Here is a 16,576-nt window from a genome sequence, read left to right on the forward strand (position 1 = left end):
CACAAGCTAGTTTTTCTTACGATTAATGAACAACACAACGAAAAAGCCTAGCAGTAACCCAATACCGCCACCAATAGCTGTCCATAACAGCTGATCTTTAGGGGCTTCAAATTGTGCCTCAGCTTTCCAATAAGCTGTTTGCGTTGTTGCACCAAACCAACCCGCTACACCGCCAATAGCAGAAAGCATTAATAATAAAAATAAAGATGTAAAAAATAGTCCTACACTAGAACGTTGTGTTTTCACTTGCTCACTCATTAAATTATTCCTCTAAACAGTTTGTTTTCTTCTTGCACGGCGTTTGTGGCGACGAACAAATCGAGTAATTCACCACGCCTGGACAATAGAATAAGAATATAGAAAGAAAAGGAAAACAAAGGCAACAAACATTACCCATTGGTTCCAGTAATAAACTTCGCCAATTACGCCGAAGGTCGCACAAAGCCCTGCACCAAAGGTAATTACCGCTAACGCTTGGTGTGAGGTTAAACCTGCACGCATCATCAAATGGTGAATATGCAAGCGGTCTGGTCTGAATGGACTTTTACCTTTTTTCAAACGGCGGAAGAAAACCGCAACCATATCAATTAATGGCACGGCAATCAGCCATAAACCTGTTATTGGGCTGATGGGGTGTCTTTGTCCTTGTGTGCTGAGTAGTAAAATCCAGATGATGGTAAAACCAATTAGGGTACTGCCCGAATCGCCCATAAAGACTTTCCATTTTGCCCCAAAAACGCTGAGATTAAACATTGCGTAAGGCAGTAACACCAAGATAATACCAAAGCACCAATAGGCTAGCGTATATTGCTCGTCAAGTAACATTAATGTGCCTAATCCAGCAAAACTTACCGAAGAAAGTCCTGCGAGCAAGCCATCAATACCATCAATCATATTGAACGCATTAATCATGCCGATGGTGATAAAGACGGTTAGTACGACACCTAATGCCCCAATTTCCAAGCTAAAAGGAGCGTTCAGTTGTTCTAGGTTTTCAATGGATAAACCGCTGTAAATCATTGCCCCAGCGAGTACGGCTTGGATACTTGCACGCAGAAATGGACTAAGATCAAAGCGATCATCTAACACGCCAATCATTAACAAAATGGTTAATGCGATCAAATACAGCTCTGGCAATCGCATCTGTTCCCATTCCAATAAGTAGAAAGCGAGATTGCCAAGATAAAGGGCAATACCACCAATTAAGGGAATGACACCTTGATGGTGTTTACGGAAATTGGGCTTATCGACTAAACCAATTTTTTCCGCCACAGGACGCATTGCAATAAGTGAGATAAAAGAAACCAAAAATACAGCAATAAATGTCAGCCACATATACTCGGTTTATCCTTTCAATAAGGGAAAACTAAAATGCTGGCTAGCATAGCATAACCGCTGAAACACTCAATTTTTTTCACGCAGAAAGCGTAATTTACAGTAAAATAACTCCATTTTACGTGATTCACGTTAAGGATTCTTATGACAACATCTCAATCTCTTTTTGAAAAAGCACAACGTGTTATCCCAGGTGGGGTGAACTCGCCTGTGCGAGCTTTTAAAGGTGTCGGTGGTACGCCCGTGTTTATTGACAGTGCGAAAGGTGCTTATATTACGGATAGCGAAGGCAAGCGTTATATTGACTACGTTGGCTCTTGGGGGCCAATGGTACTTGGGCATAATCACCCAGCCATTATTGATGCCGTACTCAAAGCCGTACCCAACGGATTAAGTTTTGGTGCGCCGACAGCCATTGAAATTGAGTTAGCTGAATTAGTTTGCAAACTCGTACCGTCAATCGAAATGGTGCGTATGGTCAGCTCTGGCACAGAAGCGACAATGTCTGCTATCCGCCTTGCTCGTGGCTATACGAAACGTGACAAAATCATTAAATTTGAAGGCTGTTACCACGGTCACTCAGATTCACTATTAGTTAAAGCAGGTTCAGGGGCATTAACCTTAGGTCAGCCAAGCTCTCCAGGGGTACCTGAAGATTTTGCAAAACATACACTCACTTGCGAATACAATAATTTAGCATCGGTTAAACAAGCCTTTGAACAATATCCAAACGACATTGCCTGTCTAATCATTGAGCCTGTGGCGGGTAATATGAACTGCATTCCGCCAAAAGAAGGCTTCTTGCAAGGCTTGCGTGAACTCTGTACTCAATATGGTGCCGTATTTATTATTGACGAAGTGATGACAGGCTTCCGTGTTGCACTTGGTGGTGCTCAAAGTTACTACGGCGTAACCCCAGATTTAACCACGCTTGGTAAAATCATCGGTGGTGGTATGCCGGTTGGGGCGTTTGGCGGTAAAAAAGAGATTATGGAATTTATCGCACCAACAGGCCCTGTTTACCAAGCAGGTACGCTTTCAGGTAACCCGATTGCAATGTCCGCTGGTTTGGCTTGCTTAACGGAGCTATCAAAAGCAGGTAATGAGCAACTGCTTGCAGAGAAAACTAAAACCCTTGCGGAAGGTTTCAAAGCCTTAGCGGATAAACACGGTATTCCGATGACAGTTCAGTATGTTGGCGGTATGTTTGGTCTATTCTTTACCGAACAAGCCAAAATAGAAAGCTATCAAGATGTGATGAAATGTGATGTGAAGGCGTTTAATACCTTCTTCCATAAAATGTTAGAGAAAGGTGTCTATCTTGCACCATCAGCCTTTGAAGCAGGTTTTATGTCTTTAGCACATAGCGACGAAGATATTGCTTATACGCTTGAAATGGCGGATTTGGCGTTGGCTGAGATGAAGTAATATTATAAGTGGTATTTAGAAATATCTATTTGTTTTATACCACTTGGTAATTAAATAAGCGGTATTCTCTTATGAAGATTTTGCAAATAAATAGATAATCAGCTTGTAGGGTGGGTCTTGACCCACCATATAACCGTAACATATTGATTTTATTGGTAGGTTAAAACCCACCCTACAATATTCAATCTGTTTAATATATAGTTTGTCAGCGGTCTGAGATGTAATGCCCCCATATTGGAGGCATTACATATTAACTTAGTTATTGCATTTTGTTTACAGATGGTATCACAATCCAAAATATCATACCTATTGCAATTCCAGCAGCTATAGCTAAGCTAGATGAAAATAACCCAACAAGCCAATAAGTGATACCTCCGAATAATATGCCAGCAAAAATACCGAATCTCCCCAGAACCTACCACTCTTTTACTCTTCCCCTTTCAACAAGCGGTCAAAATCGCTTTCAAAATGTTGATCTTGAATAACACGATATTTTTCAAACTCGCTCAAGGCGTGGGCTTTGGCGATTTCGACGGTAACTTTGCCTGCGTCTTGCAATATGGCTCGGTCAGTGGCGTCTAAAAAGCGGTTGAGTCTGGTTTCCCAATCTTGCATTGTCATCGGAATTTGGCGTAACGCCATATCTTCTGCCATATCCAAATAAGCGGATACCAACCGTTGGAGTTGAGCCAGCTCATTGTCGGATAAATAATTTTTCGCCACCACTACATCAAAAGGATAAATTTTGCCCTGTGGTGCATCTTTCCAAGTGGTCAAGCCCATATTCGGCTTGCTGGCGTTTGCTCGTTCCACAATCAATTCTGCGGCGGTATGACCGTGAATTGCCCAATGTAACTTGTTTTGCACCGTGGCAAAAAAACGTTTGGTCGCGGTGGCAGTGCGGTCGTAATCAATGGAAGTCGCATAAATATCGGTGATTTTTTGGTAAAACTTGCGTTCTGACAGGCGAATTTCTCGGATACGGGCAAGTTGTTCTTCAAAATACTTTTTGCCTAAACGTGTGCCGTCATTTTTCAACCGCTCATCGTCCATCGCAAAGCCTTTGATGGTGTAAGTTTGAATAATCTCGGTCGCCCATTTGCGAAATTGCACCGCTCGCTCGGAATTGACTTTATAGCCCACGGCAATAATCGCCGAAAGATTATAGTGTTTGGTCTGGTAATTTTTACCGTCATCGGCAGTTATTCGAAAATTTCTAATAACTGAATTTTCGTCTAACTCATTATCATCAAATACTTTTTTTAGATGATAATTAATCGTAGGCACTTCAACATCATAAAGCTGCCCCATCATTTTTTGGCTCAGCCAAACATTTTCGTCCGCATAAATGGCATTGACTTGGCTCTCGCCTGTAGCGGTCATAAAGGTGAGATATTCAGCCACTGAAGAAACAATTTCTGATTTGGTCATACAAGCTCCTTACTGAAATCTTGTTTAGTCTAATGACATTTGCAACACTGGCAAAGGGGGAAAAGCATTTTTTCGATGCAGATCGCAAAAATTTGTGAAAATCCGACCGCACTTCCCCCACTACTTCACCATCGGCTCAACCCGATCCCCTTCGTTAATCAACGCCCCAGCCTTTTGTACCACTTGCTCGCCCACTTTCAAGCCAGATAGGATTTCGGCTGTGCCTTGATTGACTTCGCCTAGGCTAATCGGGCGGCGTTCTATTTGTTGATTGCGATTGACCACCATCACAAAGGCGGTTCCGTCAGCGTTAAAATTGACCGCACTTAACGGCAAGGTGGTTTGGGCTTGCATTTCGGGCAGTTTGATTAAGACTAAAGCCGGTGTGCCGAGCGTGATTTGGGCTGGGGTTTGCAGCTGAATACGCACTTTGCCGGTACGACTTGTTTGGGCAATTTGGGAAGAAAGCAAGCGAATTTGACCGCTTGTCGTTTGGTCAAGCACTTGAATTTCCGCCTGCAAGCCCGTTTTGAGCAAAGATAGGTCTTCCGCACTGACATCAACGGTAACTTCCAACTCACCATTGCGTGCAAGATGAAACAAGGCGTTGCTGTCCGTTAAATTGCCCACTTCCGCACGGCGTTGCGTGATAATGCCGTCTGCGGGGGCAAGCACCTCGGCTTTTTTGCGTTGATAACGGCTGTCGTCAAGCTGTGCCTGTACCTGAGCGATTTCCGCATTCGCCGCCCGAACCGCCGCGCGAGCGGCACGGGCTTTCGCCTGTTGTTGCTCCAACTCCTGACGGCTTATGGCATCGCTTTTAATCAAGGTTTGATAACGTTTCAGCGTAGTTTCCGCCTCAGTTAAAGCGGATTGCTGCGAAACCAAATTCGCCTTAGCTCGCTGTAAATTCGCATCATTCTGACGCAACTGCGATTGCACATTACTTGTTTCCAGCGTGGCTAAAACCTGCCCTTTTTTAACCACATCGCCCACTTCCACATTGACCGATTGAATTTGCAAACCAAGCAATGCCGTTCCAACAGCAACATCTTCTTTCGCCGTAATCGCCCCCGAAAGACGCAACGTCTGCGTTAATGTGGCAGGTTGCACCTGAACCATATTTACTTTCATTAACGCTGCTTTGGTTTGCTCGTTGGCTTGCTCATTGTTTTGCTCTTGGCAAGCGGTTAGAAATAAGATGGGTAAGACAGATAATAAAATCAATTTTTTCATTTTAAAGTCTCAAAAATTACTAGTTTGCGGCATTATTCGTTATTTTTAAGACTAAATCAAGTAAATTTTAGGACTGTTTTGTTATGTTCTCAAAAATTCCACCAATGCCCTAAACAGCGGTGAATTTTATCGGTGGTTGGGGTAATAAAGATGGTAAATTTTCAGTAACCAAATTTTAATCCAAATTTCCCAAAAAGACAGTAAATCGGTAGCTCAAGTGGTCTTATGTTGGCTTAATCAAAGTAGCGTGGCGATTATTCCCAAATCAGTCAAAGTAGAACGTATGATCAAAAACTGTGAGATTTTTGATTTCACTCTTGATGAGCAAGATTTAGCCCAAATTACCACACTCAACCGTGATGAAATCATCTTCAATCACCGTGATCCGAATATGGTGAAATGGTTGGCGGAGTATCGTGGGTAATATTTGAAGTGAGGTCGATTTTTACAAAGTTTTGGGAGAATTTGACTGCTTGTGAAGGATGCCGTCTGAAACTTCAGACGGCATTTTTATATCAACCCAGATCTAAAGCTAACATGAATTTTCTTTTCAAATCATTTAATTTATCTGCATTTATTTCGTTATTCTCTAATTTCTTAAGTATTTCAAGTGGTTTTAAGTCAGCTCTTGATGGTAAATTTAATCCTAAATAGGACTCGATACATTGTGGTATGAAAACTGGCTCTGCAATTTTACAATTACAATCATAGTTTTTAAGCATATCATTTATAGCCTGATGATGGTTTTTATTTAAATCATCATCAAGTATCAATCCATATGGGATGCCAAAAATATCAAGAAGAGTCATATAACGATGAAAATTAAATTTACCAATAACATCAACAACAGCTATACGATGTTTTGTAAATGTATGCCAATCATGGTTGTTTGCCAATAACCAATTAAATAACGCCTTTTCGGTCGGACCTTCTACCAATAATACTTTATCTGCAAAGAACATTGATGAGCGTTCTGAATCCAGCCAAAGTTGATAACGAAATTTTTCATTTTGGATTTCTATTTCATTATTTTGTTCAGAGTTCTTTAATAGTTCTTTTGCTGTCTTCTTCCTATCATCGGGAATATTTGCATTATTCACAAAATTTTGTAAGCAAATTTTAAAATCCAAGCCACTTGAAAAAATATTGCCCAATTCTTCCAATTTTATTTGCCCTAAAGATGTTAATCCATCTTTTTTGTGAACTCGTCCTATCTGGCACAAACTGTCTGTTGCTTTTCCTACAAAAATAGGTGAATGGCTAGTGATGATGACTTGTTGCTCGTTGCCTTCTCCTAATCTTCTCAAATGATATGCCATATTTTCTTGTTGTGTTGGGTGTAAAAATGCTTCAGGTTCTTCAAATAGAATTAATGTAAAATCAGGGTTAAAATCATTCTTCTCCTGAGTAGTATTGTTTTCATTGGATATTTCAGGCACTAATTTAATTAATTCATATAAAAAAGAACGCTGGAATCCATGTCCATATCTATCAAGAGATAAAGCATAATCACCTAACATAGAATCAACAAATGAATGTCTAATGAGATTTTTTGTAATATCTTCTGGAGAGATAGCACCAATAGACATATCAAACTTAATCCCCCAGCTTGAAATAGCACTATTTATAGGATTTGCTATTTGATCCAAAAAACCATTTTTATTTTTAGCTTCATCATTAAACTCATCAAATGAAGTTATTACTTTTTGATAAGCGGGACTATTAACCAAAGCTTTTTTTAACATCAAATTCAGCATATCTCTCAATGGAGATGCTCCAGATGTTTTCATTTGTTCGCTAGCTGATATAAAAGCAGGAATATAAATGATTTGTCCTAATTTTGCAGAGCCAATATTTTTAGCTCCATAAAATAGTGATTCGTCAATTACACCATCAACAATCCCATATATATTACTCTGTCTTGGTTTTACTTTCTCTTTAGAAATAAAATACTTACGAACAGTTAAATGCTTTTCTTTAGTTCCTTTATATTTATCTGCTAATGCATTCCATTCGTTATCTGTTAATTCAAATTTAAGTTCAACCCAACTTTCGACTTCTATCTCATTTTCTAATACACTACTGTTAAATTTAGGCTCATCATCTTTAGTCCATGCGACATCTTCATAAAAAGCTCGTAATGCAGCCATAATATTGCTTTTACCTGCATTATTTGCACCAACTAACATCGTATAGTTATGAACTTCTATTTCAACATCATGAATAGAACGGAAATTTTTAATATGGATTTTTCGTAACTTCATAAGTTTTTCTCCTAAAACATCATATATGCCTGTTCTATATTACATCAGCAATACATAGCCAATCGCCGTCTACCCTAAAAGTATCTTCAAAAACTCCCTCAAAATCAAGAGCTATCCCCCTTCAAAAGTATTGTTCTCAAATTCATCTATCGTCACCACATATTTCGGGTAGTTGTCTTGAATTTTGAACAATTTTCCACGATTTTGCACACGATAGCCAATCAAGGCGTTTCGCAAACCTAAATCTTCAAAATAGGAAAAAATTTTATATCAATTCCTTTATACAACACCCATACAACGGCACATTCACCATCCAATCCTGTTCCCTAAAATCCGCCATTGAAAAACGAAAAGCCTGTTCGGGTTGGAATTGTTCTACGTACACTTTCAAACTTTTGGCTTTCAAATTTTCTTCGGCTTTGACTTCAATGGGGATTACGGTTTGTTTGCGTTGTAGTACAAAATCTACTTCTGCCGTGCCTTTTTCTGTTGCCCAATAAAAAACGGGATTTTCTTGGGTTGCAAGCAATTGTTGTAACACATATTGCTCGGTTAAAGCCCCTTTAAATTTAGGCAGCAAAAACATTTTTATCAACGAAAATCTTGCTAAAAACACACTTTTTCCAATGAAAAAGTGAATATAAATAACATTTTTTCAATTGATAAAAAGATATTCCGCCTTTTAAAAAGCAAATTTTAATACCAATATCTCTTGCCTTTTCTCTTTCTCACATCTAAAATAGCACTCAATTTAGTAATTTTTAGGACTTTAAACAATGAGCAACTTCGATAAACTAGGCAAACAAATCAGTGAAGTAGATGCCACAATGGACGCTTGGATCGCCAAATTAGGCTTGGGTTATAACCATTTTGCGGTGCTGTTTTCGTTGGCGGCGGCGGAAAATGGGCAGTGTACGCAAAAGCAGATTTGCGATGAATGGCTGTTGCCGAAACAGACGGTGTTTAATGTTTGCAAGGAATATAAGGAAAAAGGCTGGATTGAGTTTAGCGAAAGTGCGGTGGATAAACGGGAAAAAATAATGCATTTGACCGCAGACGGCAAGGCGAAGGCGGAACCGGTTTGGCAGGCGACACAGCAGTTGGCGGATAAAACTTTTGCAAAATTAGGCGAGAAAAAGACCGCTCAACTATTTGCGTTGTTGGCGGAATTTTGCACGGTTTGCCGTGAGCAAATCGACAAAACGGATACGGTGGCTTGATGTCCTTAGCAAATCTTGAACCGACCTTTGAGCCACCCCTCGAACCAACAATGTTCCGTTCGCTCAAAACCCTTGCTTTGCAACATAAAAAAACGGCTGTTCGCCACATTCGGCTTGGTGGCGGCGGAAAATCTGCTGTTGTTGATTTATCCTTTGGTGGGCAGTTTTGCGGTAAATGCGGTGCTAAATGGGCAGCTGGTTTCTGCGCTCGCTTACGCCTTGATTGTGCTGATTATTTGGGGGAAAGCTTGGAGTAACAAATTTCCCCCAGCAAATCAATTTATCCCATCGGGCAAATCGTGTATGATCCGCCTGTTTTTAACCCTATTTTGAGATAATAAGATGAAATGTGAATGTCAAAAAGTGACACATCAACAGCCTGAATTGTGTGTGGCTTTAACTCAATATCGCTTGATTGAAGTAGCTGGGATTGATGCGGAAAAATATCTGCAAGGACAGCTTACTTGTGATGTAGCGAAACTTGCTGTTGGTGAGCAGAGCTTAACTTGCCATTGCGATCCGAAAGGAAAAATGAGTGCGTTGTTCCGTTTATATCGTGCAACGGCGGAGCAATTTTTCCTGATTATTCAACAAGATCTGTTGCCTGAAGCACTGGTGCAGTTGAAGAAATATGCGGTGTTTTCCAAAGTGACCTTTACCGAATTAGATCAGGCTCTGTTTGGAACGACAAGCGGTGAGATCATTGCAAAATTTAACGAAAATGTGACCGCTTGTTACCTTGACGAAGAGCCTAAACGGGCGATCTTTTGGGGCGATATTGTGGTGGAAACCAATGGCGATAGTCGTTTGTGGAATCTGATTGATATTCAGCAGGGCGTGCCCTTACTCTACAAGGCTAATCAGTTTGAGCTAATTCCACAGGCAACCAATCTGCAACTACTTGATAAAGCCATTTCCTTTACCAAAGGGTGCTATATCGGGCAGGAAACGGTGGCTCGTGCGAAATATCGTGGGGCAAATAAACGGGCGATGTTTACCTTTGTGGGTAATGTGGAAGGTGAGATCGAACTGCCAGCGATCGCCTCTAGCATTGAAATGCAGTTGGGCGAGAACTGGAAAAGCACGGGGGTAATTTTAGCGGTACAGCGTTATCAACAACAGCTTTGGTTGCAAGTGGTGCTGAATAAAGAACTTGAGCCAGAAGCCAATTTCCGTGTCGGCAATGTCAGCTTGGCATTATTTGAATTGCCTTATAGTTTGGAAGAAAACTGATGTTTGAATATCCAAAAGCAAAGCTCATTGCAGGGGTAGATGAAGTCGGGCGTGGGCCTTTGGTTGGAGCGGTGGTAACGGCTGCCGTTATTCTTGATCCTAATCAGCCGATTGAAGGGCTTGCCGACTCGAAGAAACTCTCGGAAAAACGCCGTCTTGCGTTGGCGGAAGAAATTAAAGCGAAGGCATTGTGTTGGTCTTTAGGGCGAGCAGAGCCTGATGAAATCGACCAACTGAATATTTTGCACGCCACAATGTTGGCAATGCAACGAGCGGTTGCAGGGCTTCGTATTCAGCCTGATTTTGTGTTAGTGGACGGAAATCGTATTCCAACCTTGCCTATGCCAGCACAAGCGGTCGTGAAAGGTGATAGTCTTGTTGCTGAAATCAGTGCTGCATCTATTTTAGCCAAAGTGGCACGGGATCAGGAAATGGACGAAATCGATAAACAGTATCCTGAGTACGGCTTTGCACAGCATAAAGGCTACCCAACCAAGCTACATTTTGAAAAATTAGAAAGCTTGGGCGTAACCCCTTATCACCGTAAGAGTTTTGCCCCTGTTGCACAACGATTAACCAAAGAATGAAAAAAGACGAGATTTACTTACAGCGATGCCTTGAATGTGATAGCGTTGTCAGCATAGCAAAAGATCTACCCAATCAGACCGCTTGTTGCCCGAATTGCAATGAAGTATTGCAATCTGGTAACCGTTGGAGCTTGCGACGTTGTGCCATTATCGCCTTATCTATTCTTATTTTATTGCCTTTTGGCTTATGGCTGCCGTTGATGAATATCGACCTACTAGGCGTACCGATTTATGCGTCCGTCTGGGGTGGGGTATGGAAAATGGCGACGGAAGGCTTTCCCTACACAGCATTTATGATTTTGCTCTGTTCGGTGATTATGCCTTTTGCCTTTGCTGGCTTGGTATTGTTGATCTTTATTCAACGGCTAATCCACCATAGACCACGCTACACCTTGATTTTACTCAGCAAAGCGAAACAGTGGGTGATGTTAGATGTTTATCTCGTGGCGATTGCCGTGGCGGCATTTAAAGTGCGTGAATATGCCAAGTTGGAGTTTGACTACTACATTATCGCATTCATAATGACAGCGATTTTAACCACGTTACTGTTTATCAAAATCGATCCGAAACGTTGGTGGGAACTGTTTTATCCTGAATATCATACGCTGCCTGCTGATCACCCTTGCCAACCAAGTATCTGCTCGGCTTGCGAATATACCTTTGATGAAAATATCGTGGATAAAAAAGGACGACATCGTTGCCCACGTTGTGAAAGCAATTTAGATGTGTCCGATAGCATTAAACTACAACGGGTATGGGCAACCTTGATTGCTGGTTTTGTGATGATGATCCCTGCCAACCTTTTGCCGATTTCCTCTACCGAATTTGCAGGGACAACTTCCGCAGATACATTAATGGGCGGGGTGATTTTATTTATGGAAATGGGCAGTTACTTAATTGCAGCCATTATCTTTATTGCTAGTATTGCCGTGCCGTTTAGTAAAGTTGCCGTGATTTTCTACTTGTTGCTTGCGATCCATTACCGCTGGAAACACCCAATTCACTGGCAGATGAAACTACTACACTATGTTCACTTTGTCGGACGCTGGTCAATGTTAGACTTGTTTGTCCTTGCATTGATGATGTCTTTGGTTGAACGAGGGCAAATTATCAGCTTCTCGGTGGGCGAAGCCGCTTTCTATTTTGGGGCAGCCGTTTTTCTAACAATGATTTCATCATCAAACATTGATGCCAGAATGTTATGGCGGATACATCGAGAGCATAATACAACCCAGTCAAGCGGTTAGATTTGAACAAAATTTTGCAAAGGTTTATACTTCCACCAATAAAATTGAAAAAAGGAGCAAGTTATGCGTGTTGATACTTCTGAACTTTGTGATATTTATTCCGATCAGGTTGATGTCGTCGAACCTATTTTTTCTAGCTTTGGCGGACTTTCATCTTTCTACGGCAAAATCACCACAGTAAAATGCTTTGAAAGCAATGGCTTAATTGCAGAAGTGTTGGAAGAAGAAGGTCAAGGACGAGTGCTTTTAGTCGATGGTGGTGGTGTAGTGCGTCGAGCATTAATTGATGCAGAACTCGCCCAACTTGCCGTGGATAATGGCTGGGAAGGTATTATTGTCAATGGTGCAGTACGTCAATTAGATGTATTAGAAACCTTAGATATTGGTATTCAAGCCCTCGCCCCAATTCCTGTTGGAGCTGATGACTCAATGGTGGGTGAAGTTGATACCCCTGTCAATTTTGGTGGAGTGACCTTTTTACCTGAAGATTATGTCTATGCGGATTTAACAGGGATTGTGTTATCGCCAGAGTTGCTGGATTTACAATCAGAGGATATAGAATAATTCTTGTATTTTCCTTTGCATGTATCGGAATGGGAGTAATATAAAATAGCCACTAAAAAGTGGCTTAAAGTCTCTTATAGCGGCATTATGTAGCAGTTGAATAAAAAAAACAAAATGCAATATTAACCGCAGTAAATTTTCAATGATCTTAATCGCTAAGGACCTTTATTTTAGTGAATTTTAGCCGTTTTTCCCCACGTTTCATTCATTATAAAAAATACCTGTGTCTGAATGTACTATTTTAGAAACAGGTATTTACACAAATTGTGGGAGAGGCTCTTAGAGACATAGTTTGCAGAAAAACCAACACTTTTGTCTACTATGCCAAACAATGCCATTGTTAAAATAACAATGGCATTGAGCATGAAATTCTAATTTATAGGTGCTAGATTACCACACAAAACCTACCCCTCCTCCAATCGCAGTATCCCGCTGAGTATTACTGCTAACAGACGCTCGAATAAGCCATTTGCCATTATCAGAAATTTTGGAATAACCTATAGCATAGGCAGATTGCCCGCGATATTGTGCATTAGAAACAGAAATAGCACTTTTACCTGGTAAAGAAATTTGTGGCAAATTAGCCATCGCCACAGCAGAAGCAATACCCGCTCTTGCATTAACATCAACACGACCAATATCTCTTGATAATTGATTAAATCCTGTATTCACAGAAGAAACCACTTTGTTGAGCTGACGCACATTCACAATATCGCCCTCAGCACTACCATCTCCAACGTTGGTAATTCTGGCGCCATTCATATTTACAACTGGATTTCCTTTCTGATCTTTACCTAAAGATACTTTCGTATCGCCATTACTAATTGAAGTAATGTCGCTTAAATCTCCAGACACGCTCACATTGTAAATATTCTGACCATTTGCCCCCGTTTTTGAAGTCACTTTCACATTTTTACCCGCTTCAACCTCTGTTTTTGAAGCTGCTGCCTTAGTATTTAACTGGCTCACATTTACCGCATCAGTATCTGCTGTACCAGCCGCCACATTGGTAATTTTCGCATCATTAACATTAACTGTTTTATTTGTAGAACCTGCAGACAAGGTAATCTTAGCCCCATTCGCCTTGGTGGCGTCGTTACCATTGGCAATCGAGGTAATGCCTTTTAATTCCGAATTTCCAGTTGGACCCGCAGGGTCTTGTGATCCCGTTGGACCCGTAGGTCCTTGTGGTCCCGTTGGACCCGCAGGGCCTTGTGGTCCTGCTGGACCCGTATCACCTTTGTCACCCTTAGGTCCCTGAATACCTTGTTCACCTTTAGGACCCTGTTCACCCTTTGGTCCCGCTGGACCCGCAGGACCTTGAGGGCCCATTGGTCCTGCTTCACCACGGTCACCCCTATCACCTTTTGCTCCTGCCTCTCCTTTTGGACCTGCAGGACCAGGTGCACCTCGTGGTCCAGTTGGACCTACTGGACCCGCAGGGCCAGTTTCACCTTTAGGACCTGCTACCCCTGGAGGCCCTTGTTCCCCTCTATCACCTTTCGCACCATTTTTACCGTCTTTCCCCTTAGTAATAGTATCAGTGCTGCCATCCGTATAAGTAATTTTCAAATCACCATCTACCATTTCAGTCTTTGTAATTAACTTACCAATAATCGTAGAAATCGTAATATTTCCGTCCTTTTGTTCTAATTTAATATTCTTTCCAGCGGTAAAGGTTACGGTTGCCATATCGCTCATTTTGATAAGATATGGAGTATTAGGAGTCGTTGCTTCACCCCCCATTCCCTTAGCAATTTCAAGTTTCCAACCTAAATTGTCAATCTTATCAATTTTATTTTTGACATCTTGCTCTAATTTAACCGTAATCGTATCGCCACTAGCATGGGAAGTAAGACCGTTGTCGCCTTTTACCTTGAGCGTACCATTCCACAAGCCAACCGCTGGTTGTGGTTGTGCTTGTTCGTTGGTATTGCCTGCAATTTTCATCGTCAAAGATTTAAGCTGTGCCACGTTTACCGCATCGGTTAATTCTTTACCTGCCGCCACATTGACGATTTGGCGTTTGATGTTGTCATTACCCACAGAAACCGCACCAATAGGAATAGAATTGTTATCAACACTTTCTGTAGATTTAAAGCCGTTAGCGACAGTGCTTGCCCCTGTTGTGACAGAATGAGCTTGTTTTAACCCCTCTACACCGCCAGCTATACTTGCATTAGAACCATAACCCAATGCCACACCGCCACCCACGGTGACAACGGTATTATTACCAAGTGCGGTTGCTCTAGCAGCACCATCATTTATCGTGGCACTTTCACCCACAGCAACAGAGTGCGTACCACCGGCAGAGGCTTTATAACCCAAGGCAGTAGAATGACTTTTAGCACTTGCTTGGTATCCAATTGCCACTAATTGTCCATCTGTCACATTGATATTGGCACCCACAACAACAGAGTCTGCCCCTGTTGTTTTCGCAGAATTACCTATCGCAATGGAATCTGTCCCAGCACCGTTCGACTCCCTACCAAGAGCAACGGCGTTCTTTCCAGCAGTTGCACCACCACCAACCGCAATACCGTACTCAGCGGTAGAACTACTTCTCGCACCGATAGCAATAGATTGTAACTTACTTGCAATAGCAAGGTTACCTACTACAACTGTTTGAGTACCTTCCCCTTTGGCTTGTCCGCCTAAGACAACAGATTCCTTTCCCGCTTTTGACTCTTTCCCGATGGCAATTGCTTCCTGCCCACTTACTTTAGTATTGTAGCCTATCGTAATAGTGTTTACCTGTGTTCCTGAATCTGCTTTATAACCTATCGCAACATTATGCCTAGCTTTAGCTTTTGCGAGCTGACCGATAGCAATAGCACCATACCCAGCCTCACTAGTTTTACCAATACCAATAGTACCGTCGTCAGTTCCTAAATTCGATTTAGTAGCACCATCTATAAGATATGGTTGTCCTGTGTGTTTTACACCTAATACTGGATTAAAAAATATACTTAGTAATACTAGACTTAAAAAACTTAATTTAAATTTATCTTGCTGTTTATCTAAAAAATAATCTGAGGTGCATACTTGAGCTCTTTTATCCGTGTAAGCGGATGTTTTGGTATGAGACTTTACTAACTCAGACACAACCACCCAAGCCTGTTGAACATGACTCCAAATAACTCTAAATATTTTATTCATAATAATCTTCTCTACTGTTTTTCCTAATAAAACATCGTAAACCTTTATTTACATTTTCAGGATGTACAAATGCCCCCATCGCCCTCGCTTTCGCTCGGGCACTTCCCCCGCAAGCGGGGGAAGTTAACTCCTTGACAAACCATATATTAGATGGATTGAATATTGTAGGGTGGGTTTTAACCCACCAATAAAATCAATATGTTACGGCTACATGGTGGGTCAAGACCCACCCTACAAGCTGTTTTTCCTAATAAAAAATCATAAACCTTTATTTACATTTTCAGGATGTACAAATGCCCCCGCACGCTATTGTAAAAAAAAAAAAACAAGAGTTACACAAAACTAAGAATAAAATAACAAGAATTTTTCAACTTTTATCAATAAAAGCTAGAAATAATAGGCGGAAATCTAATGAAAGCGGTGATTTAGATAGGATATTTTGCATAGTAGACAATGTTGGTAAAAAGTGGGCTAAAGCCTTATAGCACAAGGCTTTAAGCTCACTTTTTGAAGAATATGCTCATTTAAATATAGAAAAAACAACAAATAGGTTGGAAGGGTTATTTAAAGAACTGAAGCAGAAATTATCGGTTCATAGCGGATTAACGAAAAAGCATAAGATTATGTTTATAAAGGATTTTTTGAATAAAAAGAGTTGGTAATAATTAGGGAAAATAATTAAAACCAACTCGTTTGTCTACTTATATTGCATTGGTATATCTTCTTCCATTTTAGAACGCTATCAATTATACAACATCATTATGTAGATGAAATGCTAAAAATCAAACGAAAATCTGAGAATAAAGTGAAAGATATTTCCGTATTAAATGCTCAAATATCCTTAAAAATCACCTACTTAATGAGATTAATTA

At 40.9% G+C, this 16,576-nt stretch carries 14 protein-coding genes and 2 pseudogenes; 8 read left to right on the plus strand and 8 right to left on the minus strand.

The features are described 5' to 3' along the window. Positions 1-6 precede the first annotated feature (6 nt). Positions 7-258, minus strand: a complete 252-nt coding sequence (locus J1G47_RS03790) for a hypothetical protein (RefSeq protein ID WP_010786583.1) — start codon at positions 256-258, stop codon at positions 7-9. Positions 259-327: 69 nt separating this feature from the next. Then, positions 328-1,335 (minus strand): UDP-N-acetylglucosamine--undecaprenyl-phosphate N-acetylglucosaminephosphotransferase, encoded by a 1,008-nt coding sequence (gene wecA / locus J1G47_RS03795; RefSeq protein ID WP_207326766.1) that lies wholly within the window; start codon positions 1,333-1,335, stop codon positions 328-330. Between the two features lie 144 nt (positions 1,336-1,479). Between wecA and hemL the strand changes: the two genes are divergently transcribed. Beyond that, on the plus strand, positions 1,480-2,763 hold the full coding sequence (gene hemL / locus J1G47_RS03800; protein WP_075605458.1) for a glutamate-1-semialdehyde 2,1-aminomutase: 1,284 nt from the start codon (positions 1,480-1,482) through the stop codon (positions 2,761-2,763). A 426-nt stretch (positions 2,764-3,189) separates the two neighbouring features. Here the strand turns inward: hemL and J1G47_RS03805 are convergent, their stop codons facing one another. Together J1G47_RS03805 and J1G47_RS03810 are read right to left on the minus strand one after the other, a co-directional pair. Further along, entirely contained in the window at positions 3,190-4,194 is a 1,005-nt protein-coding gene (locus J1G47_RS03805; RefSeq protein ID WP_026916430.1) for a virulence RhuM family protein, read from the minus strand. A 120-nt stretch (positions 4,195-4,314) separates the two neighbouring features. Further along, positions 4,315-5,430: an efflux RND transporter periplasmic adaptor subunit gene (locus tag J1G47_RS03810; protein WP_035491420.1), complete on the minus strand. Its 1,116-nt coding sequence runs from the start codon at positions 5,428-5,430 to the stop codon at positions 4,315-4,317. A gap of 157 nt (positions 5,431-5,587) precedes the next feature. Between J1G47_RS03810 and J1G47_RS03815 the strand changes: the two are divergent. After that, positions 5,588-5,854, plus strand: a pseudogene (locus J1G47_RS03815) (aldo/keto reductase); the annotation flags it as partial. A gap of 91 nt (positions 5,855-5,945) precedes the next feature. On the opposite strand, the gene J1G47_RS03820 reads toward J1G47_RS03815, so the two are convergent. The 3 genes and pseudogenes from J1G47_RS03820 to J1G47_RS03825 form a co-directional block, all read right to left on the minus strand. Further along, positions 5,946-7,694, minus strand: a complete 1,749-nt coding sequence (locus J1G47_RS03820) for an ATP-dependent nuclease (protein ID WP_005712778.1) — start codon at positions 7,692-7,694, stop codon at positions 5,946-5,948. 111 nt (positions 7,695-7,805) lie between these two features. After that, positions 7,806-7,931 (minus strand): hypothetical protein, encoded by a 126-nt coding sequence (locus J1G47_RS12015; RefSeq protein ID WP_005712780.1) that lies wholly within the window; start codon positions 7,929-7,931, stop codon positions 7,806-7,808. Between the two features lie 28 nt (positions 7,932-7,959). After that, positions 7,960-8,274: pseudogene (locus tag J1G47_RS03825) on the minus strand (DUF4143 domain-containing protein); the annotation flags it as partial. A 196-nt stretch (positions 8,275-8,470) separates the two neighbouring features. Between J1G47_RS03825 and J1G47_RS03830 the strand changes: the two are divergent. The 6 genes from J1G47_RS03830 (at position 8,471) to rraA (ending at position 12,545) form a co-directional block, all read left to right on the plus strand. Then, entirely contained in the window at positions 8,471-8,914 is a 444-nt protein-coding gene (locus tag J1G47_RS03830; protein ID WP_207326767.1) for a MarR family winged helix-turn-helix transcriptional regulator, read from the plus strand. A 117-nt stretch (positions 8,915-9,031) separates the two neighbouring features. Beyond that, positions 9,032-9,247, plus strand: a complete 216-nt coding sequence (locus J1G47_RS11775; RefSeq protein ID WP_010786574.1) for an ABC transporter six-transmembrane domain-containing protein — start codon at positions 9,032-9,034, stop codon at positions 9,245-9,247. 9 nt (positions 9,248-9,256) lie between these two features. Continuing rightward, complete coding sequence (gene ygfZ / locus J1G47_RS03840; protein ID WP_010786573.1) at positions 9,257-10,147, plus strand: CAF17-like 4Fe-4S cluster assembly/insertion protein YgfZ; 891 nt, start codon at positions 9,257-9,259, stop codon at positions 10,145-10,147. Beyond that, a complete protein-coding gene (gene rnhB / locus J1G47_RS03845; protein WP_075592750.1) occupies positions 10,147-10,734 on the plus strand; it encodes a ribonuclease HII in 588 nt (195 codons plus the stop codon). Before ygfZ ends, rnhB begins: the two co-directional genes overlap by 1 nt. Continuing rightward, entirely contained in the window at positions 10,731-11,981 is a 1,251-nt protein-coding gene (locus J1G47_RS03850; protein WP_015939904.1) for a paraquat-inducible protein A, read from the plus strand. The genes rnhB and J1G47_RS03850 overlap by 4 nt, the downstream gene beginning before the upstream one ends. A 63-nt stretch (positions 11,982-12,044) precedes the next feature. Beyond that, positions 12,045-12,545, plus strand: a complete 501-nt coding sequence (rraA, locus tag J1G47_RS03855) for a ribonuclease E activity regulator RraA (protein WP_005712787.1) — start codon at positions 12,045-12,047, stop codon at positions 12,543-12,545. 390 nt (positions 12,546-12,935) lie between these two features. Here the strand turns inward: rraA and J1G47_RS03860 are convergent, their stop codons facing one another. After that, a complete protein-coding gene (locus J1G47_RS03860) occupies positions 12,936-15,704 on the minus strand; it encodes an ESPR-type extended signal peptide-containing protein (RefSeq protein WP_207326768.1) in 2,769 nt (922 codons plus the stop codon). Positions 15,705-16,576 lie beyond the last annotated feature (872 nt).

It is taken from the genome of Glaesserella parasuis (assembly GCF_017352235.1).
In the GTDB taxonomy this organism is placed as follows: domain Bacteria; phylum Pseudomonadota; class Gammaproteobacteria; order Enterobacterales; family Pasteurellaceae; genus Glaesserella; species Glaesserella parasuis.

Bases quoted from the DNA above. Each gene is read 5' to 3' on its own strand.
- rraA (WP_005712787.1), top strand. From the start codon at position 12,045: ATGCGTGTTGATACTTCTGAACTTTGTGATATTTATTCCGATCAGGTT.
- rnhB (WP_075592750.1), top strand. From the start codon at position 10,147: ATGTTTGAATATCCAAAAGCAAAGCTCATTGCAGGGGTAGATGAAGTC.
- hemL (WP_075605458.1), top strand. From the start codon at position 1,480: ATGACAACATCTCAATCTCTTTTTGAAAAAGCACAACGTGTTATCCCA.
- J1G47_RS03830 (WP_207326767.1), top strand. From the start codon at position 8,471: ATGAGCAACTTCGATAAACTAGGCAAACAAATCAGTGAAGTAGATGCC.
- J1G47_RS03790 (WP_010786583.1), bottom strand. From the start codon at position 258: ATGAGTGAGCAAGTGAAAACACAACGTTCTAGTGTAGGACTATTTTTT.
- J1G47_RS03860 (WP_207326768.1), bottom strand. From the start codon at position 15,704: ATGAATAAAATATTTAGAGTTATTTGGAGTCATGTTCAACAGGCTTGG.
- ygfZ (WP_010786573.1), top strand. From the start codon at position 9,257: ATGAAATGTGAATGTCAAAAAGTGACACATCAACAGCCTGAATTGTGT.
- J1G47_RS03805 (WP_026916430.1), bottom strand. From the start codon at position 4,194: ATGACCAAATCAGAAATTGTTTCTTCAGTGGCTGAATATCTCACCTTT.
- J1G47_RS03850 (WP_015939904.1), top strand. From the start codon at position 10,731: ATGAAAAAAGACGAGATTTACTTACAGCGATGCCTTGAATGTGATAGC.
- wecA (WP_207326766.1), bottom strand. From the start codon at position 1,335: ATGTGGCTGACATTTATTGCTGTATTTTTGGTTTCTTTTATCTCACTT.
- J1G47_RS03820 (WP_005712778.1), bottom strand. From the start codon at position 7,694: ATGAAGTTACGAAAAATCCATATTAAAAATTTCCGTTCTATTCATGAT.
- J1G47_RS03810 (WP_035491420.1), bottom strand. From the start codon at position 5,430: ATGAAAAAATTGATTTTATTATCTGTCTTACCCATCTTATTTCTAACC.